Source organism: Streptomyces sp. NPDC002104, from assembly GCF_053593795.1.
Map to the genome: position 1 here is coordinate 13977 of NZ_JBSFDF010000016.1, position 18219 is coordinate 32195.

The window sequence follows — 18219 nt, forward strand, 5'->3', positions numbered from 1 at the left end:
CAGGGGATGCTGGAAGTCTATACGACGGCCTGTATTGATATACAGCGCCTTTCGTCTGCGGACCCCGCCCCATCCCCCGCCCCCGCACCCCGGCCGGTCAGGTCACGGCGTCCCGCTCCACCGGGCAGCTCATGCAGCGCGGCCCGCCCCGCCCCCTCCCCAGCTCACTGCCCGGGATCTCGATCACCTCGATGCCCTGCTTGCGCAGGTGGGTGTTGGTCGTGACGTTGCGCTCGTACGCGACGACCACGCCCGGCTCCACGGCCAGCACGTTGCAGCCGTCGTCCCACTGCTCCCGCTCGGCGGCGTGCACGTCCTGGGTCGCCGTGAGCACCCGGACCGCGTCGAGCCCGAGGGCGGCGGCGATGGCCCGGTGCATGTGCTCCGGCGGGTGGTCGGTCACCTTCAGCTCGCTCGGCCCGCCGCCGGGCTCGATCGTGTAGGACCGCAGCATGCCCAGGCCCGCGTACTGGGTGAACGTGTCCCCGTCGACCATCGTCATCACCGTGTCCAGGTGCATGAACGCCCGGCTCTTGGGCATGTCGAGCGCCACGATCGTGGTCGCCGACCCCGCGGCGAACAGCCCGCGCGCCAGCATCTCCACCGCCTGCGGGGTGGTCCGCTCGCTCATCCCGATCAGCACGGCGCCGTTGCCGATGACCAGGACGTCGCCGCCCTCGATGGTGGACGGGTAGTCGGCTTGCCCCTGGGACCAGGTGTGGAAGGGCCCCGACCCGGTGAAGAGCGGATGGTGCTTGTAGATGGCCTCGAAGTGCACGGTCTCGCGCTGCCGCGCCGGCCAGCGCATCGCGTTGATGGACACCCCGTCGTAGATCCAGGCGGAGGTGTCCCGGGTGAAGAGGTGGTTGGGCAGCGGCCCCAGCAGGAAGCCGTCCAGGTCCAGGGCGTGGAAGCGGACCGACACCGGCTCCGCGTGCCGCTCCAGGAACTCCCGCTTGGTCATCCCTCCGATCAGCGCCTCGGCCAGGTCCGCCGGGCTCAGCCCGTCGAAGACCGCCCGCAGGTGGTCGGTGGCGAGCGGACCGTACTCCTTCTCGTCGAAGACCCGGTCCAGGACGAGATGTCTCGCCTCCGGGATGCCCAGGGCATCCACCAGCAGGTCCCCGAAGAGGTGGACCTCCACGCCCCGGTCGCGCAGGACGTCGGCGAAGCCGTCGTGCTCCTGGCGGGCCCTGCGCACCCACAGCACGTCGTCGAAGAGCAACGCGTCCTTGTTGCTCGGTGTGAGCCGCTTCAGCTCCAGGTCGGGCCGGTGGAGGATGACGCGGCGAAGCCGCCCGGTCTCGGAATCGACATGGAATCCCATGCCGTACACGTTCGCAGACCGGGCGGCTTTTTGACGTGGCGTCGGCCCAGGCCGTATCCGGCGGCCCGGCGGCCCGGCGGTTCAGCGCAGGCCGAGCAGGGCCTCCGGGGTACCGGTGAGGTCCGGGGCGACGACGCCCAGCGCGGGGGCGGTCACGTTCGGCAGCCCGTAGTTGGACCCGTCGGGCATGGTCAGCGGGGAGCCGACGAGCAGTCCCGGGGTCCGGGTGCGCACGGTGGTCGCAGGGGCGTCCAGCGAGCCCTCGCCGTCCGTCTCGGGCTTGCCGGCCACGTTCGGCACCGGGGAGGTGAGGACGGTGTCCCCGAGCTCGGTGCCGATCGGCACCGCCGGCAGCAGCGGGGTCGGCAGCATGTCGCCCTTGTGGAACCGGGGCGCCTCGGGCGCGCCGACCACCGGCACCGGCACTCCGGTGGCCAGGTGCGGGACGTCCACGCCGAGCGTGGTCCGCACCGCGTCCAGGGGGACTCCCACCGGCACCGCGTCGGCCATGGCCGGGGTGGCCGCGCCTGCCGCGGCCATACAGGTCATGAGTGCCGCAATGCTTCCGCGCGCGGTCATCTTCATAGGTGACGTTCCGTCCTTCCAGGGTCGCGGACATTCCGCTGCCCTGGATGAACGATCCCGCCGGTGGTTTTCCCGGAGTTCTCCGCGAAAGTTCCCCCATACGACCTAATGCGCGGCCGTACGGAGGTCCTTCCTTGACGCCGGGTGCGTCCGGCCGGCGCCGTCAGAGCCGCGGGTCCACCGGCTCCGACTCCAGCGCGAGGACGGCGAAGACCGCCTCGTGGATCCGCCACAGCGGCTCCCCGGCCGCCAGCCGGTCCAGGGCCTCCAGGCCGAGCGCGTACTCGCGCAGCGCCAGCGAGCGCTTGTGCCCCAGGTGCCGGCCGCGCAGCCGCTCCAGGTGGTCCGGACGCGTGTACTCGGGACCGTAGATGATCCGCAGGTACTCGCGCCCGCGCACCTTCACCCCCGGCTGCACGAGCCGGCCCTTGCCGTCCCTGGCGTACGCCTGGAGCGGTTTGACGACCATGCCCTCGCCGCCGGCGGCCGTCAGCTCCAGCCACCAGTCGGTGCCCGCCCGCAGCGAGGCCTCGTCGGCGGTGTCCACCAGGATCCGCCCGGTGCGGCGCAGCAGTCCGGTACCGGCCGCCTCGTCGGCGGCGACGAGCCGGTCCAGCCAGAACAGCTGCTCGTCGTGGGGTACGGCCGCCAGCGACCGGCCAGCCGCCGCCAGCAGCTGGAACGGGGCGAACCGTACGCCGTCCAGCCCGTCGGTGCTCCAGCAGTAGCGCCGGTACGCCTCGGTGAACTTCGCCGCGTCGGCGGCCCGCCCGCGCTGGCGCTCCAGCAGCTCCCCGGTGTCCACGCCCCGGGCCGCGGCCGCCTCCAGGGCGGCGAGGGCGTCCGGGAACACGGCGCCGGAGGCCGCGCCCACGGCGGCGTACTGGTTGCGCAGCAGGCCGCCGGACTTCAGCGACCAGGGCAGCAGTTCCCCGTCGACGAGCAGCCAGTCGGTGCCGAGTTCCTCCCACAGCCCCGCGTCGGTGACCGCCGAGCGGAGCCGGGCGAGGACCTCCTCGGTGACCTCGGGGTCCTTGAAGAAGGGCCGTCCGGTGCGCGTGTACACCGACCCGGTGGGGCCGTCGACCCCGAACCGCTCGCGGGCCGCGCCGGCGTCCTTGCAGAGCAGCACGGTGGCGCGGGAGCCCATGTGCTTCTCCTCGCAGACGACCTGGGCGATGCCGTCCTTGCGGTACTGCGCGAAGGCCTCGGCGGGGTGCTCCAGAAAGCCCTCGCCGGCGGCTCCGCCGCGGGCGTCCTCGCGCGAGGTGGCGGTCGGCGCCATGGTCGGCGGGAGGTACGGGACCAGGCGCGGGTCCACGGCGAAGCGGCTCATCACCTCCAGGGCGGCGGCCGCGTTCTCCTCGCGGACGGTGACGTTGCCCAGGTGCCGGGTCTCCACGATCCGGCGGCCGTGGACGTCGGCCAGGTCCAGGGGGCGCCCGTCGTGGCCGCCCGGGACCTCGGTGACGAGCGGCTTGACCGGCTCGTACCAGACCTTCTCGGCCGGTACGTCGACCAGCTCGCGCTCGGGCCAGCGCAGGGCGGTCATCCTGCCGCCGAAGACGGCTCCGGTGTCGAGGCAGATGGTGTTGTTGATCCAGGTGGTGTCCGGGACCGGCGTGTGGCCGTAGACCACGACGGCCTTGCCCCGGTAGTCCTCGGCCCACGGGTAGCGCACGGGCAGCCCGAACTCGTCGGTCTCGCCCGTGGTCTCCCCGTACAGGGCGTGCGAGCGCACCCGGCCGGAGGTGCGGCCGTGGTACTTCTCGGGCAGCCCGGCGTGGCAGACCACCAGCTTGCCGCCGTCGAGCACGTAGTGGCTGACCAGGCCCTGGATGAAGGTGCGGACCTCGCGGACGAACTCCTCCGGCTCCCTGTCGAGCTGCTCGATGGTCTCGGCGAGGCCGTGGGTCCGCTGGACCTTGGAGCCCTTGAGGTGACGGGCGAGCTTGTTCTCGTGGTTCCCGGGCACGCACAGGGCGTTGCCGGAGCCGACCATGCCCATCACCCGGCGCAGGACGCCCGGGCTGTCCGGGCCGCGGTCGACGAGGTCGCCGACGAACACGGCGGTGCGGCCCGCGGGGTGCGCGCCGTCCTGGTAGCCGAGCTTGGCGAGCAGGGTCTCCAGCTCGGAGGCACAGCCGTGGATGTCGCCGATGATGTCGAAGGGGCCGGTGAGGTGGGTGAGGTCGTTGTACCGCTTCTCCAGCACCACCTCGGCCGACTCGACCTCCTCGGGCGTGCGCAGCACGTGCACCGTGCGGAAGCCCTCGCGCTCCAGCCCTCGCAGCGAACGCCGCAGGTCGCGGCGGTGGCGCTGGATGACGGCGCGCGGCAGCTTCGCCCGCTCGGGGCGGCTCGCGTTGCGCTCGGCGCAGACCTCTTCGGGCAGGTCGAGGACGATCGCGATGGACAGGACGTCGTGCTCCCGGGCGAGCTGGACCAGCTGCCGGCGGGACTCGGCCTGGACGCTGGTGGCGTCGACCACGGTGAGGCGGCCGGCGGCGAGGCGCTTGCCGGCGATGTGGTGGAGGACCTCGAAGGCGTCCTTGCTGGCGCTCTGGTCGTTCTCGTCGTCGGCGACCAGGCCCCGGCAGTAGTCGGAGGAGATGACCTCGGTGGGCTTGAAGTGCCTGCGGGCGAAGGTGGACTTGCCCGAGCCGGTGGCGCCGATCAGGACGACGAGGGACAGGTCGGTGACGGGAAGTACGCGCTTGTGGCCGGTGGTTGCACTGGCATCGGTGTCGGTGTCGGTGTCGGTGTCGGTGTCGGTGGTCATGCTGCCTCGCCCTCCTTCGGGGTGTCGGTGCCGGTGGTGGCGGTTGCGGTTGCGGTGGCGGTGGCTTCGGCGGTGCCGGTGTTCAGGGTGAAGACGGCCATCTGGGTCGGCGGCCCGACCTCGGGGTCGTCGTCGCCGACGGGCAGGTACGCGACGCCGTAGCCGTGCCGCGCGGCGACGTCCCCGGCCCAGGCCCGGAACTCCTCGCGGGTCCACTCGAAGCGGTGGTCGCCGTGCCGGACGTGCCCGGCGGGCAGGGTCTCCCAGCGGACGTTGTACTCGACGTTCGGCGTGGTCACGAGGACCGTGCGGGGGCGGGCCGAGCCGAAGACCGCGTACTCCAGCGCGGGCAGCCGCTCCGGGTCCAGGTGCTCGACGACCTCGCTGAGCACGGCCGCGTCGTACCCCGCCAGCCGCTTGTCGGTGTACGCGAGCGAGCCCTGCATCAGGCGGACGCGGGAGCTCTGCCGCTCCCCCATCCGCTCCAGCCGCAGCCGCCTCGCGGCGATGTTCAGGGCCCGGACGGACACGTCCACGCCCACGATCTCGGTGTACGCCGGGTCCTTGAGCAGCGCCTGCACCAACTGGCCCTGGCCGCAGCCCAGGTCGAGGACGCGGGCCGCACCGGCGGCGCCGAGCGCGGCGAGGATCGCCTCGCGGCGCAGCACGGCGAGCGGTACGGGCCTGTCCTCCGTGTCGCTCGTCTCGTCGACCGCGTTGTCCAGTTCCTCCACCTCGCTGCCGTCGGCCTCGGCGAGGCGGACCAGCTCCAGGCGCTCCAGGGCGTCCTGGGTCAGCCGCTTGTGGCGGGCCAGGTAGCGGGAGGTGATCAGCCCGCTCTCCGGGTGCTCGGCGAGCCAGCCGTCTCCGGCGCGCAGCAGCTTGTCCACCTCGTCGGAGGCGATCCAGTAGTGCTTGGAGTCGTCGAGGACCGGCAGCAGGACGTACAGGCCGCGCAGCGCGTCGGAGAGGCGCAGCTCGCCCTCCAGGACGAGGCGTACGTACCGGGAGTCGCCCCACTCGGGGAAGGTCTCGTCGAGCGCGACCGGGGTGGCCGTGACCGAGTCCCAGCCGAGCGGACCGAACAGCCGGCGCACGAGCTCGGCGCCGCCCCGGGCGGGCAGGACCGGGATCTCGATGCGCAGCGGGCGCACCTCGCCGGGCAGCTCGGGGCGGGCCGCGCACTGTCCCTTGAGCGCGCTGCGGAACACCCCGCTCAGGGCGACGGCCAGCAGCGAGGAGGCGGCGTAGGGACGGTCGTTGACGTACTGCGCGAGCGCGGCGTCCGGGGTGCCTCCCTTGCCCTGGCCCTTGCCCTGACCGCGTCGCACGAGTGCGACGGGATCCACCTCCAGGAGCAGGCCCGCGGTGCACCGCTCGTCCGTGGCTTCGGGGTAGAAGACGTGGGCGGTGCCGTGGGAGGTGGAGAACGCCTGCGTGCGGCCGGGGTGCTTGTGCAGCAGGAAGCCCAGGTCGGTGGCGGGTCGTTCGGGGGAGCCGGTGGTGGAGATCGTCAGGAACACACGAGCGATTGTTGCTGGTCACGGGTGGTGGGCGCGCCCCATTTTCGGGCGGCGTCAGGCGGTGTCGGGAGGCCGCACAGCCCCGCGAGTGAGCGCCATGCCCGCAGTCGGCCCCAGGCAGTTCGAGTCCGACGTGTCCGTCCGTGTGGATCCGGGTGTCGGCCGTCATGTCGTTCCCCGCCGCACGAAGGGGGGCCGAAAGGGTGATGACGTATCCATCATGACAGGTCAGAGGCTGTTTTCGTAGGACGGATGGCACAGTCGATCACCCTTGTCCGGGGCTCTGTCCGGCTCACAGAATCTCCCTCATGAATCCCACGGAGAACATCAATCACGACGCCGTGCTGCGTGCCCGGGTGGCGCTCCTCGGATCGGGCACGCTGCCCGTCCGGGAGCGGGTGGCCGCCTACCGCGTCCTCGTCCAGGTGAGTCCGTTGGCCTATCTGCCCCTGCTGGCCGTCGCGTTGTTCGCGTACAGCGGCCAGTTCGCCCACCGCCCCGGGATCGTGCTCGCTCTGCGTGCCGAGTCCGTGGCCGCCGCGCGCCGGATGTGCGCGCTGGAACCCGAGGAGTCCCAACTGCTCGTCACCGCGCTCGTGCACTACCGCGAACAGCTGCTCCTGATGGAGCGTCCGGAGGAACTGTCCTCTGTGGAGAGCGAGTTGAGTGCGCTCGTGGCTTCGGGCGGCGGATCGCCGCGCGTGCGCTGGGAGTTCAGCGGAGCGTAGCGGCCAGGTCGGCGATGCGGTCGGGGCCGATGCGGCAGCAGCCGCCGACGAGGCGGGCCCCGGCCCGGCGCCAGGCGGCCGTGGGCCAGGGGGCGGGGGTGGCCGGGGCGCGCCAGGTGGCGGTGGCGGGCTCCCAGACCGAGCCGTCGTTGGGGTAGGCCAGGAGCGGTTTGGCGGTGACGGCGGCGGCCGCTTCGAGGGCGGGCAGCACCTCCGCCGGGTCGCAGCAGTTCACGCCGACGGCGATGACCTGCGGTGACCCGGCGGCGAGGGCGAAGGCCTCGGGCAGGGGCTGCCCGGCCCGGGTTCGGCCGCCCGCCACCGTGTAGCTCAGCCAGGCGCGGGCGCCGGTCTCCGCGAGCACGGTGAGCAGGGCTTCGGCCTCGTTGGCGTCCGGGACGGTCTCCAGCGCCAGCACGTCGGGGCCCTCGGCCAGCAGCGCCGCGATCCGGGGCCGGTGGAACTGGGCCAGCTCCCGCACGCTCAGCCCGTACCGGCCCCGGTACTCGGAGCCGTCCGCGAGCACCGCCCCGTACGGGCCCACGGACGCGGCGACCCACACCGGGTGCTCCGCCGCCCGGGCGGCCGCGTCGGCCAGCCGCACGCTGCGCCGCAACAGGCCGGTCGTGCGCCGTGGGCCATGGCCGCGCCGGGCGAAGGCGGCGTACCCCACCTGGTAGCTCGCGGTGATCAGCACCTCGGCGCCGGCCCGCGCGTAGGCGGCGTGGGCCGCCGCCACCTGCTCCGGGTGCTCGGCGAGGACCCGGCCCGTCCAGAGGCCGCCGGACAGGTCGCAGCCCTGGTCGGCGAGCTGGTTGCTCAGTCCGCCGTCGAGGAGCACGGTCCGCCCGCCGGGGCCCGTCAGGGCCTCGGCGAGCGGTCGGGGTGCGCGGGGCACGGTCGCCGTCCCGTCAGCCGAGCTGGGACTGGACCCGGGAGGAGATCAGTTCCAGGTGGTCCAGATCGCCGAGGTCGAGCAGCTGGAGGTAGAGGCGGGAGGAGCCGACGGCCTCGTAGGCCGCGATCCGCTCCACCACCTCGTCCGGGGAGCCGGCCAGGCCGTTGGCCTTGAGCTCCTCGACGTCCCGGCCGATGGCGGCGGCCCGCCGGGCCACCTCGGCGTCGTCCTTGCCCACGCACACGACGAGGGCGTTGGAGTAGACGAGGTCTCCGGGCGCACGGCCGGCCTGCTCGGCCGCCGCGCGGACCCGGCCGAACTGCCGCTCGCTGTCCGCGATCGAGGCGAAGGGCATGTTGAACTCGTCCGCGTACTGTGCGGCGAGCCGCGGGGTGCGCTTCGCGCCGTGGCCGCCGATCAGGACCGGGATCTTCGCCTGGAGCGGCTTGGGCAGCGCCGGGGAGTTCTCCACCTGGTAGTGGACTCCGGCGTAGTCGAAGGTGGCGCCGGGCTCGGTGGCCCACAGTCCGGTGACGATCGCCAGCTGCTCCTCCAGCCGGGCGAGGCGCTCGGCCGGGAAGGGGATGCCGTACGCCTTGTGCTCCTCCTCGAACCATCCGGCTCCCAGGCCCAGTTCGATCCGGCCGCCCGACATCTGGTCGACCTGCGCTACCTGGATGGCGAGCACGCCGGGGAGCCGGAAGGTACCGGCCGTCATCAGGGTGCCCAGCCGGATCCGCTTGGTCTCGCGGGCCAGCCCGGCCAGGGTGATCCATGCGTCGGTGGGACCGGGAAGTCCGTCGGCCGTACCCATGCGCAGGTAGTGGTCCGAACGGAAGAAGGCGTCGAAGCCGAGGTCCTCGGTGGCCTTGGCGACGCTCAGGAGGGTGTCGTAGCTCGCGCCCTGCTGGGGCTCGGTGAAGATACGGAGATCCATGGCTCCATCCTGCCCTTTCGGCCCCGGCCGGGTGAATCTGACTCAACGGGACACTCCCCGCCGCCCGCGCCAGTGACCAGCCCGGATGGGGATCGTTGGCTCGGACGGAGCCGGACCGCCCGGCCCGCGCGCCGGCGGCCTTCGCCGGTGCGTCCACCGCCCCCTTCCACCTCCCGGAAGGGCCAGGGCCGAGGAGGCCGCCATGTCCCAGGAGTCCGCGCCGGAGACCCCCGGGCAATCGCGTCAGGACCGTCAGACCGGGCAGGCAGCGCACGACCACGCACGCCAGGAATCCGCGGTACCCGCCCAGGGCGGTGCACCGAAGGGTCTGCTGCAGCAGATGGAAGAGCTGATGGCGGCGCTGAACGCCGACCTCTCGCAGCTCGACGCCGACCTCCAGTCCTCCACCGACCGCAGCCCCGCCGCTCCGCTGCCCCAGGGCGGCCGCACCCCGGAGAGCGAACACCGCCCGTCCTACCTGTCCTCGTGACCGCCCGGGTCCCGTCGCGCGCGGCGGGACCCCACCGGACCAGCACACCGCCTCGGAGCACCCGGATCAGGCCACGCCGCCCGGGACCACGCCGCCCTGGACCACCCCGCCCTGGGCCACGCCGTCTCAGGCCACGCCACCCGGAACCACGCCGCCCTGGACCACCCCGCCTCAGGCCACGCCGGAGGCGGATCCGTGCTCGCGCACGGCCAGCCGGCGCAGGATCGCCCGGACCCGGTCGCTCGACTCATCGGCCGCGTCTATCGACTCTATGCACTGCCAGTACAGACTCTCGTCATCCGTCCCGCAGGCCACCCCGACCAGCGCTATGCCCACTTCTCCGAGCAGCGCCTGAAGCCCGAGCAACGCCTGCCGGGCGTCCGTCACCTCGGTCAACTGCGCTGCCCGCGGCGGGAGATCGGGCGCATAGCCCTCTCCCCGCAGAGCCGCCCGGTCGAGCACCCCGCAGCCCCTGCCTCCCGCTTCGCCCAGCCCCCGTGCCTCCGATCTCAGCTCCGGCGGCCCGGTGACCGCCAGCCAGCTCCCGATGCCCTGGGCGAGGGCCTGTGCCTGCCAGGCCTCGCCCACGATGTCCCATGCAGCCCCGCTCTGCGCCAGCGCGTGCCGGCCGGCTGCGATGAGCCGTACCGCGTCCATATGCCGTCCCCCGTCCGCACGACATCTCGCCGTTCTCTCCACTACCCAGAGTGAGGGCAACGGGCCGGTAAAGCCAGGGGTATTCGGAAATTGTGGACACCGAAGATGGTTGTGGATATCGCCATCACTCCGAAGAGTGACGGTCTGCCCCCGAAGTACCCGGTACGGGGAACCTCAGCTCGTTCCGCTCGATCTTCGCGGCGAGCGCATCCAGCACATCGATCCCGAGCACCTCACAGAACTGCAGCAGGTAGGCGAGTACGTCGGCCACCTCATCGGCCACTCTGTGCGCGCTCTCCGGCTTCTCCATGACCTTCGCGGACTGTTCCGGTGTCAGCCACTGGAAGATCTCGACCAGTTCGGACGCCTCGACGCTCAGCGCGACCGCCAGGTTCTTCGGCGTGTGGAAGGGCTCCCACTCGCGCGCCGCCGCGAACTCGGCGAGCCGCCGCTGGAGCCGGTCGATCCGCTCACCGGCCCCCTCCTTGTCCCCGGTCACTCCACTGTCTTCACTCATGCACCAGGTCTACCACCGAGATCCCCGGGACCGCCCGGGCGGCGGTCGCGCAGGCCTCGCCCACCGCGGCGGCCAGCCTGACCTGGCCGCGCCCGCAGGCCAGTACGGCCAGCCGCAGCAGCTCGGCGGTCTGCCGGCCGTCGAGGTCCCGGTCGAAGCCGTCCGCGAGCACGGTCAGCGCCTGGCGGGCGGAGGGCAGTTCGGCCGCCGGATCCACGTCCAGCACCCCCGGCCCGGTGAGCAGCACCAGCGCGAGGGCGAGGAAGCGCAGCTCCCCCGCTCCCAGCCGGGCCAGCTCGGTGGCCGGCCTGTCCGGGCCCCGGTCCAGCAGGCCGGTGACCGGGCCGCCCTCGGGGGCCCGTACGTCCAGTCCGGCGACCCATCCCGCGCAGCCGGTACGGGCGGCCGCGGTCAGCAGCCCGTAGCGGGTGCCGCACTCCAGGCGGGTCCGGCGCAGTACGTCGGCCAGATTGGCGCAGTCGCCCAGCAGCCGCCCCTCCCCCGGCAGGGCCGGCTCCCGCATCCGCTCCGGGCGGGGGTCGCAGGGGAATACCGAGCGCAGCGCGACCACGACCTGCTCGGCGGCGGCCAGCACCTGCCGCTGCCCCTCGGTGGATCCGGCCACGCGCAGCGGGAGCAGCGCGGTGCCGAGCCGGTCGTCGGGCAGCGGGGCCCGGGTGACCCCGGTGGCCCCGCCGGTCAGCCAGGCCGCCTGGACGGACCGCCGCCCGGGGTCGCGCAGTGCGGTGGCGAGGAGGACCTGCCCGTCCACCGAGAGCCGTTCGCCGACGATCCGCAGCGCGGGCTCCGCCTGCACGGCGAGGTCGAGCCGGACCGGCCCGGCGGGGCCGTCGACCGTACAGCCGATCCGGAACCCCCGGCGCCGCTCGGCATCGGGCACCGCCCCGTCGGGGATCCGGGCCCGGGGATCGGGGAACACCTCGTCGAGGGTGGCCCCGCCGCCCAGGGCGGCCAGGGCCCCGTAGGCCTCCAGCACCTGGGACTTGCCGCTCCCGCTCGCCCCGGCGAAGAGCGTGACGGCCCCGATCCCGAACCGGGCCCGCCGGTGCACCCCGTAGGCGGAGAGCCGCACCTCGGTGACGGCGGGCCGCAAATGCGCAACGCCCGCGGCGAGCGGAACGGGAGCCTGCACCGGGGCCGGCGCCTGCCCCTGAGCCGGAACCCGGGCCTCGCCCGAGGCCGAGGCCGGGGCAGGGGCAGGGGCAGGCGCCGGAACCCTGCCCTCGGATAACCCCGGACCCGCGGAGACGGAGGCAGCCGCTGTCGCGGCGGGCGCGGCGGAAGCTGCGGGCGCCGGGGAAGCTGCGGGCGCCGGGGAAGCAGTGGAGGCGGCGGGCCCCGGCGGTGTGGTTGCCCGCGCGGGCGGAGGCGTGGAGGTGGTGGGGGGTGGGGTGGGGGGTGGGGTGAGGGGCGTGGTCAGGGGTGAGGTCATGCGCGGGACGGTACGGGCCGCCGGGGACCCCGTGGGTCCGGCGAACCGTTCCGCCCGCGGGACCTTCCTACGATCGGGGGACGGCCGCGGCCGCGATCCCCTCCACCTCGGTTCCGACCGGCGCCAGCAGGAAGACGTTCCGGTCGACCCGGTGCATCCCGCTGCCCAGCCCGAAGACCACACCACTGCTGAAGTCCAGGATCCGCTTGGCCACTTCGCCGTCCGCGCCCGTGAGGTCCAGCAGCACCGGGATCTGCGCGATCAGGTACTCCGCCACCTCCCGCGCGTCCGCGAAGATCTGGACCCGGATCACGACGAAGCGCCGCTGCTCCGCCGCGGACGCCCCCGGAACCGTGGGGATCGTGCGGTGATCCACCCGGGAGGGCCACTCGTTGCGACTCCGCAGGGGGACCACCTGCGCGAGCCCCTCCCACTGTTCGTCGGTGACGTCGTACCTGCTCACCAGGCCGCCTCGGCCTTGCGCTTCATGTGCATCCCCCCATCCTCTCGCGTTTCACCCGTTCAGCCCAACACCGACACGAGGGAGCTGAGACACCCCGGCGGCCGGCCCTCGACTACCCCACCACCCGCCCGGTAGGTTAGGTTAGGCAAACCTAAGTACGCGCCATCTCGCCACTCGGGACGACGGAGATCCACATGCACCTGCCCCTGCCGCTGCCGCTGCCCACTGACGCCGAGCGGGTCCGGTCCGTCCTGGCCGCCGCACATTCCATGACCGTCGTCACCGACGGACAGCGCACGGAGATCCGCCACCTCGACGGCACCGACCCCCTCGGCCGCCTGCACCTGCACCCCGCCGTGCCGCCGGGCGGCCGGGGCGAGCACCGCCCGGCGATCCGGCTGGAGTTCACGGACATCGCACCCACTCCCGTACGGGACCGCGTGCGCGCCCGGGTCACCCTCGCCGGCCGGCTGCTCACCCCGTACTCCGAAGACGGCTCCGACGCCACGTGCGTGGAGTTCGGCCGGGCCGTCCTCGAAACCGCCGACGGCGCCCGCGCGTACGTCGGGCTCGACGAGCTGGACGCGGCCCGCCCCGACCCGCTCGCCCCCTACGAGGCCGGGATGCTCACCCACCTCCTCGACGACCACGCCGAACTCGTCACCCTCCTGCTGCGCCTGGTCCGGCCCCGGCCGGCGGCGCAGGCGGGCGCCGGGTCCGCCGTCCTGCGCGCGCTGCCCCTCGCCATGGACCGGTACGGGATCACCCTGCGCCTGGAGGAGCGGCGCGGCCACCGCGACGTACGGATCCCCTTCCCCTCCCCGCTCGACGACGTGGAGCAGTCCGGGGCGCAGATCCAGGCCCTGTTCAGCGCGGCCCGGCGCAGCTCACACCGCAACACCCTGCCCGCCTGAGCGACTCCGCCGGGAACGGGCCATTCCGGAAGAAGAGCACCGGAACCCGGAACAACGCTTCCCCGGCGGCCCGTTGGGACGATCATGAAGGCAATCACTTACACCGCATACGGAACGCCCGACATCCTCGCCCTCACCGAGGTTCCCGAGCCCAAGGTCGGTCCGGGCGAGGTCCTCGTCCGCGTCAGGGCCGCCGGCGTGAACCCGGTGGACTGGAAGCTCGCCGCCGGATACCTCGATTCGATCCTCGAAGTCCGCTACCCGGTCGTACCCGGCTGGGACGTCGCCGGCGTCGTCGAGGCGGTCGGCGAGGACACCTTCGACTACGCCGTCGGCGACGAGGTGTACGGCTACGTCCGCAAGGAGTGGGTGGAGCTGGGCACTTATGCCGAGCTGGTCTCCGCCCCCGTCCGCACCCTCGCCCGCAAGCCGCGCGAGCTGAGCTTCGAGCAGGCCGCCGGGATCCCGCTGGCCGGGCTCACGGCCTACCAGTCACTGACCCGCGTGGGGCTGAAGGCCGGCGAGACCGTGCTCATCCACTCCGCGGCCGGCGGTACCGGCTCCTTCGGCGTGCAGATAGCCGTCGCGCTGGGCCTGCGCGTCATCGGCACGGCCGGCGCGCACAACCACGACTACCTGCGCTCGCTGGGGGCCGAGCCGGTCCTGTACGGCGAGGGCTTCGCCGACCGGGTCCGCGAGCTGGCGCCCGAAGGGGTGGACGCCGCCCTGGACTTCTTCGGTGACGATGTCATCCCGGCCCTGCGGACCCTGGTCAAGGAGGAGCACCGGATCGTTTCCATCGCCGACTACACCGCGGCCGCCCAGGGCGCGCACCAGCTGTGGGTCCGCCCCGACACCGCCGACCTCACCTTCCTGAGCCGGCTCGCGGACGAGGGCGGACTCACCGTCAACGTGGAGCACGCCCTGCCGCTCGCGGAGGCCGCGAAGGCCTGGGAGCTGAGCGCCGCGGGCCGCACCCGCGGCAAGATCGTCCTGACCGTCTGACGGTCCGGCTGGCCGACTGGCCGACTGGCCGGCGGACCGGCGGACCGGCTGGCCGGCTGCCGGTCCCGGCCGCCAGACGGGTCAGGCGTGGGCCCGGCCCCTCGTTCAGGATGTGATCGGCGGCGCCGTCCCGCCGCCGCCCGCCGGGCCGAGCGAGGGGCCGACCGCCCGCAGGGCGCCCGGGGTGCGCCCCTCGCCCCAGCCGATCTCCCGCCGGTAGCTGCCCAGCAGCCCCCGGCCGGCGAGGGCGGCCTCGTCCCGTACGACCGGGTCCTCGGGCACCGGCCGGGTCAGCGGGGACACGAACAGCGCGTCCACCGGGCAGTTGGCCTCGCACAGGAAGCAGGTCTGGCAGTCCTCCTGCCGGGCGAGCAGCGGGATCCCCTCCGGCCCCCGCTCGAAGACGTCCGTCGGGCAGACCTCCACGCACTTGTCGCAGGCTATGCAGCGGTCGGCCGACACCAGTTCGATCATGCGGCCAGCTCCGCCGGCCGCGTCCACACCCGGTCGAGTCCGCCCGTGACGATCCGGTGGTGCTGCGCCGGGTCCTGCCCCGGGTGGTCGAGCCGGCGGGCCATCCCGCGGCTCTCGGTGCGGGCCAGGGCCGACGCGTACATCCAGCGGGCGTGCGCCGTCATGGCCGCCGCCTGCCGGACCTTGACGAGCCCGGCGCCCTCCCCGCGCAGGGAGCCGCGCAGCCGCGCCCACACCTCGTCGAGCGAGCCGAGCGAACCCGCGAGGACGGAGCCGCGCCGCAGGTAGTTCTTGTCGTACGGCAGCACCTGCTCCTGGACCAGCCGTACGAGTTCCCGTGCCTCCGCGGGCCCGGCCGCGGAGGCGGAGTCCCCCGTCGGGCGCAGGCCCGCCCCGCCGGCCCCGGTGACCGGCCGGAAGGCGGCCCGGCCCGAGCCGAGGGAGCGGGCGTACCGGGCCGCGCCGGCCCCCGCCCAGCTGCCCGAGGACATCGCCCAGGCGGCGTTGTGGCTGCCGCCTCCGGTGAAGCCCCCGCAGATCTCCTCACGGGTGGCCGCGTCCCCGGCGGCGTACAGCCCGGGGACCGAGGTGGCGCAGTCCTCCCCGGTGATCCGGATCCCGCCGGTGCCGCGGACGGTGCCCTCGGCCAGCAGCGTGACGGCGAAGCGCTCGGTGAACGGGTCGATGCCGAGCCGGTCGAAGGTGAGGAAGAAGTTCGGCTGCGCGCGCCGCATCGCGGCCTGCTCGGTGGCGTCGGCCCGGTCGAGGCGGGCGAGGACCCGGGCCCCGGTGAGGAGTTCGCGGGCGATGGCCGAGCGGCCGCCGAGGCTGGCGGCTCCCTCCAGGACCTCGCCGTCCTCCCGGTAGAAGGTGGCGAAGGTGTAGAAGGCCGTCTTGGTGACGGAGGTGCCCTCGGGGGCGATCCCGTAGGCGTTGGAGAACTCCATGCCGGACAGCTCGGCCCCGGCCTCGGCGGCGAACAGCGCGCCGTCCCCGGTGTTCGTGTTGGTGCCGAGGGCGCCGCTGAGGAAGGCGCAGCCCCCGGTGGCCAGGACGACGGCGCCGGCCCGGACCCGGTAGGGCTCGCCGGCCTGGCGGCGGTGGCCGGCGGCGCCCGCGGCGGCGCCGTCCGCGTCGGTGAGCAGCTCGGTGACCGGGCTGTGGTCGAGGATCCGGACCCCGGCGCGGCGGATCCGGATGCGCATCCGCCGCATGTACTCGGGCCCCTGCAGGCCGTTGCGCAGCGGCCTGCCGTCCGGGCCGGTCGGGAAGGGGTAACGTCCTTCGTCCGCCAGCTCGTTCATCCGGGCGTACGTCTCGTCGAGGACCCGGGACATCCACCGCCGGTCGGCGAGGTACCCGCCGAGTGCCTCGCGGCTCGCCATGGCGGCCTCGCGGGCCGCCGGCTCCGGCGGGACGTACCAGACACCGGTGCCGCCGGCGGCCGTCGCCCCGCTGGTGCCGCAGTAGCCCTTGTCGGCGAGGACCACCGAGGCCCCGGCCCCGGCCGCCTTGAGGGCGGCCCAGGCGGCGGCGGGGCCCCCGCCGACGACGAGCACGTCGGCGACGTGCTCGCTCACGCGTCCGCTCCGTGACCGGCCGCCGCCTTCGCCGCCGTCGTCGCCGCCGTCGCCGTCGTGTAGCGGTTGGCGGGGCGTGCCAGTCCGTAGTTCTCGCGCAGGGTGCGGCCGGTGTACTCGGTGCGGAAGAGCCCGCGGCGCTGCAGGATCGGCACGACCTGGTCGACGAAGTCGGTGAGGCCGGTGGGGAGTACGGGCGCCATGATGTTGAAGCCGTCGGCGGCGCCCTGGGTGAACCACTCCTCCAGCTGGTCGGCGATCTGCTCGGGCGTCCCGGCGAAGACGCGGTGGCCGCGGCCGGCGCCCAGGCGGGCGATCAGCTCGCGCAGGGTGAGGCCCTCGCGGCGGGCGAGCTCGGCGACGAGCGTGAAGCGGCTCTTGTTGCCGTTGATGTCCCGCTCCTCGGGCAGGTCGGGCAGCCCGCCGTCGAGCGGCAGCCCGGTGAGGTCCACGCCCAGCATGTTGGAGAGCTGCGCGAGGCCGTACTCCGGGATCTGCAGCTCGGTGAGTTCCTGCTCCAGGGCCCTGGCCTCGGCCTCGGTGGAACCGATGACGGGGGCGATGCCGGGCAGCACGAGCAGCTGGTCCTCGGAGCGGCCGTACTTGGCGAGGCGGGACTTGAGGTCCTTGTAGAAGGTCTGCCCGTCGGCGAGGGTCTGCTGCGCGGTGAAGACGGCCTCGGCGTACCGGGCCGCGAACTCCTTGCCGTCCTCGGAGGAGCCGGCCTGCACGAGCAGCGGGTGGCCCTGCGGGGAGCGGGGCACGTTGAGCGGTCCGGCGACGCCGAAGTACTCGCCGCGGTGCGCGGCGGGGTGGAGCTTGGCGGTGTCGGCGTAGACGCCGCCCTCCTTGTCGAGGACGATCGCGTCGTCCTCCCAGCTGTCCCAGAGCTTGGTGGCCACGTCGAGGAACTCGCGGGCCCGCTCGTAGCGGAGGTTGTGCTCCAGGTGCTCGTCGCGGTTGAAGTTGCGGGCCTCGTCGACGCTGCCGGAGGTGACGATGTTCCAGCCGGCGCGGCCGCCGCTGATGTGGTCGAGGGAGGCGAACTTCCTCGCGGTGTTGTAGGGCTCGTTGAAGGTCGTGGACACGGTGGCGATGAGCCCGATGTGCTCGGTGACGGCGGCGATCGCGGAGAGCAGCGTGAGCGGCTCGAAGCCGCCGACGGCGTTGTAACGGGCCTTGCCCCAGAGGGCGACCCCGTCGGCGAAGAAGATCGAGTCGAGCCGCCCCCGCTCGGCGGTACGGGCCAGTTCCTGGAAGTACCGCAGATCGGTGATCCGCTCGGGGCTGCTGGAGGGGTGACGCCATGCGGCGTCGTGGTGCCCGGCGTTCATGAGGAACGCGTTGAGATGGAGGGTCCGGGGTGCGGTCATGTCGTGTCCTCGGTGGGATAGGAGGGCGGGGGCCCACGCGGGGCCCCACGCGGGGCTGGGGCCCTAGACGGGGGGAGGGGAACGGGGCCGAAGGCCGGGCCGAGGCCAGAGCCCGGACCGGAAGCCGGAGCCCGGACCGGAAGCGGAGTGCGGAGCTCGGACCGGAAGCCGGAGTCCGGACCGGAACACGGGCCAGATGCCAGGCCAGTAGCCGGAGCCCATGCACGGAAGCTGGGCCGGAGGTCGAGCCCAGGCCCGAGTCCAGGCCTGAGGCCGGAGCCCGGGCCTGAGGCCGGAGGCCGGAGCCCAGACCGGGGCCGGAGCCCAGACCGGGGCCGGAACCCAGACCAGGTCCGGAACCCAGACCAGGGCCGGAACCCAGGCCGGAGGCCCGAACCCGGAGCCTGGGCCGGAGGCCAGGCCGGAGGCCCGAACCCGGAGCCTGGGCCGGAGGCCAGGCCGGAGGCCCGAACCCGGAGCCTGGGCCGGAGGCCAGAAGGTCGGCCAGAGGCC

The 18219-nt window shown here is 73.7% G+C and carries 17 protein-coding genes; 4 read left to right on the plus strand and 13 right to left on the minus strand.

Annotated elements, in window-relative coordinates; all coding sequences use genetic code 11:
- Positions 1–97: 97 nt before the first annotated feature.
- The 4 genes from ACWCP2_RS16290 to ACWCP2_RS16305 form a co-directional block, all read right to left on the minus strand.
- Positions 98–1327, minus strand: coding sequence for an arginine deiminase (locus tag ACWCP2_RS16290; RefSeq protein ID WP_450909237.1), 1230 nt, complete (start codon positions 1325–1327; stop codon positions 98–100).
- 81 nt (positions 1328–1408) lie between these two features.
- Complete coding sequence (locus ACWCP2_RS16295) at positions 1409–1876, minus strand: hypothetical protein (protein ID WP_450909238.1); 468 nt, start codon at positions 1874–1876, stop codon at positions 1409–1411.
- Between the two features lie 199 nt (positions 1877–2075).
- A complete protein-coding gene (locus ACWCP2_RS16300; protein ID WP_450909239.1) occupies positions 2076–4694 on the minus strand; it encodes a polynucleotide kinase-phosphatase in 2619 nt (872 codons plus the stop codon).
- Complete coding sequence (locus ACWCP2_RS16305) at positions 4691–6217, minus strand: 3' terminal RNA ribose 2'-O-methyltransferase Hen1 (RefSeq protein ID WP_450909240.1); 1527 nt, start codon at positions 6215–6217, stop codon at positions 4691–4693. The genes ACWCP2_RS16300 and ACWCP2_RS16305 overlap by 4 nt, the downstream gene beginning before the upstream one ends.
- Positions 6218–6525: 308 nt before the next feature.
- Between ACWCP2_RS16305 and ACWCP2_RS16310 the strand changes: the two genes are divergently transcribed.
- Entirely contained in the window at positions 6526–6945 is a 420-nt protein-coding gene (locus ACWCP2_RS16310) for a hypothetical protein (RefSeq protein ID WP_450909241.1), read from the plus strand.
- Here ACWCP2_RS16310 and mmuM read toward each other — a convergent pair.
- Positions 6932–7843, minus strand: coding sequence for a homocysteine S-methyltransferase (gene mmuM, locus ACWCP2_RS16315; RefSeq protein ID WP_450909242.1), 912 nt, complete (start codon positions 7841–7843; stop codon positions 6932–6934). The two genes, ACWCP2_RS16310 and mmuM, sit on opposite strands and share 14 nt — an antisense overlap.
- A 13-nt stretch (positions 7844–7856) precedes the next feature.
- On the minus strand, positions 7857–8780 hold the full coding sequence (locus ACWCP2_RS16320; protein WP_450909243.1) for an LLM class F420-dependent oxidoreductase: 924 nt from the start codon (positions 8778–8780) through the stop codon (positions 7857–7859).
- Positions 8781–8982: 202 nt separating this feature from the next.
- On the opposite strand from ACWCP2_RS16320, the gene ACWCP2_RS16325 reads away from it, so the two are divergent.
- The gene (locus tag ACWCP2_RS16325; protein ID WP_450909244.1) at positions 8983–9270 is read left to right on the plus strand and encodes a hypothetical protein; all 288 of its coding nucleotides are present in this window, start codon (positions 8983–8985) and stop codon (positions 9268–9270) included.
- A 171-nt stretch (positions 9271–9441) separates the two neighbouring features.
- On the opposite strand, the gene ACWCP2_RS16330 is transcribed toward ACWCP2_RS16325, so the two are convergent.
- From ACWCP2_RS16330 to ACWCP2_RS16345, 4 genes are all read right to left on the minus strand, one after another.
- A complete protein-coding gene (locus ACWCP2_RS16330) occupies positions 9442–9927 on the minus strand; it encodes a DUF6099 family protein (protein WP_450909245.1) in 486 nt (161 codons plus the stop codon).
- Between the two features lie 124 nt (positions 9928–10051).
- Complete coding sequence (locus ACWCP2_RS16335) at positions 10052–10444, minus strand: nucleotide pyrophosphohydrolase (RefSeq protein WP_450909246.1); 393 nt, start codon at positions 10442–10444, stop codon at positions 10052–10054.
- Complete coding sequence (locus ACWCP2_RS16340) at positions 10437–11597, minus strand: ATP-binding protein (RefSeq protein WP_450909247.1); 1161 nt, start codon at positions 11595–11597, stop codon at positions 10437–10439. Before ACWCP2_RS16340 ends, ACWCP2_RS16335 begins: the two co-directional genes overlap by 8 nt.
- Positions 11598–11964: 367 nt before the next feature.
- Positions 11965–12360 carry a cell division protein SepF gene (locus ACWCP2_RS16345; protein WP_266843179.1) on the minus strand — a complete coding sequence of 132 codons (396 nt, stop codon included), beginning with the start codon at positions 12358–12360 and terminating at the stop codon, positions 11965–11967.
- A gap of 194 nt (positions 12361–12554) precedes the next feature.
- Here ACWCP2_RS16345 and ACWCP2_RS16350 point away from each other — a divergent pair, with 194 nt between their 5' ends.
- On the plus strand, positions 12555–13274 hold the full coding sequence (locus ACWCP2_RS16350) for a DUF2470 domain-containing protein (RefSeq protein WP_450909248.1): 720 nt from the start codon (positions 12555–12557) through the stop codon (positions 13272–13274).
- 84 nt (positions 13275–13358) lie between these two features.
- Positions 13359–14279, plus strand: a complete 921-nt coding sequence (locus tag ACWCP2_RS16355; protein ID WP_450909249.1) for an NADP-dependent oxidoreductase — start codon at positions 13359–13361, stop codon at positions 14277–14279.
- 105 nt (positions 14280–14384) lie between these two features.
- Here ACWCP2_RS16355 and ACWCP2_RS16360 read toward each other — a convergent pair whose 3' ends face one another.
- The 3 genes from ACWCP2_RS16360 to ACWCP2_RS16370 are packed head-to-tail and all read right to left on the minus strand — an operon-like array spanning position 14385 to position 17706.
- Positions 14385–14753, minus strand: a complete 369-nt coding sequence (locus tag ACWCP2_RS16360; RefSeq protein ID WP_450909250.1) for a 4Fe-4S binding protein — start codon at positions 14751–14753, stop codon at positions 14385–14387.
- Positions 14750–16333 carry an FAD-dependent oxidoreductase gene (locus tag ACWCP2_RS16365; protein WP_450909251.1) on the minus strand — a complete coding sequence of 528 codons (1584 nt, stop codon included), beginning with the start codon at positions 16331–16333 and terminating at the stop codon, positions 14750–14752. Before ACWCP2_RS16365 ends, ACWCP2_RS16360 begins: the two co-directional genes overlap by 4 nt.
- Positions 16330–17706, minus strand: a complete 1377-nt coding sequence (locus ACWCP2_RS16370) for an LLM class flavin-dependent oxidoreductase (protein ID WP_450909252.1) — start codon at positions 17704–17706, stop codon at positions 16330–16332. The genes ACWCP2_RS16365 and ACWCP2_RS16370 overlap by 4 nt, the downstream gene beginning before the upstream one ends.
- Positions 17707–18219: the final 513 nt, after the last annotated feature.

Excerpts from the sequence above, each read along its gene's own strand:
- ACWCP2_RS16335 (WP_450909246.1), bottom strand. The coding sequence starts at position 10,444 with ATGAGTGAAGACAGTGGAGTGACCGGGGACAAGGAGGGGGCCGGTGAG.
- ACWCP2_RS16350 (WP_450909248.1), top strand. The coding sequence starts at position 12,555 with ATGCACCTGCCCCTGCCGCTGCCGCTGCCCACTGACGCCGAGCGGGTC.
- ACWCP2_RS16355 (WP_450909249.1), top strand. The coding sequence starts at position 13,359 with ATGAAGGCAATCACTTACACCGCATACGGAACGCCCGACATCCTCGCC.
- ACWCP2_RS16310 (WP_450909241.1), top strand. The coding sequence starts at position 6,526 with ATGAATCCCACGGAGAACATCAATCACGACGCCGTGCTGCGTGCCCGG.
- ACWCP2_RS16300 (WP_450909239.1), bottom strand. The coding sequence starts at position 4,694 with ATGACCACCGACACCGACACCGACACCGACACCGACACCGATGCCAGT.
- ACWCP2_RS16360 (WP_450909250.1), bottom strand. The coding sequence starts at position 14,753 with ATGATCGAACTGGTGTCGGCCGACCGCTGCATAGCCTGCGACAAGTGC.
- ACWCP2_RS16325 (WP_450909244.1), top strand. The coding sequence starts at position 8,983 with ATGTCCCAGGAGTCCGCGCCGGAGACCCCCGGGCAATCGCGTCAGGAC.
- ACWCP2_RS16370 (WP_450909252.1), bottom strand. The coding sequence starts at position 17,706 with ATGACCGCACCCCGGACCCTCCATCTCAACGCGTTCCTCATGAACGCC.
- ACWCP2_RS16290 (WP_450909237.1), bottom strand. The coding sequence starts at position 1,327 with ATGGGATTCCATGTCGATTCCGAGACCGGGCGGCTTCGCCGCGTCATC.
- ACWCP2_RS16330 (WP_450909245.1), bottom strand. The coding sequence starts at position 9,927 with ATGGACGCGGTACGGCTCATCGCAGCCGGCCGGCACGCGCTGGCGCAG.
- ACWCP2_RS16320 (WP_450909243.1), bottom strand. The coding sequence starts at position 8,780 with ATGGATCTCCGTATCTTCACCGAGCCCCAGCAGGGCGCGAGCTACGAC.
- ACWCP2_RS16295 (WP_450909238.1), bottom strand. The coding sequence starts at position 1,876 with ATGACCTGTATGGCCGCGGCAGGCGCGGCCACCCCGGCCATGGCCGAC.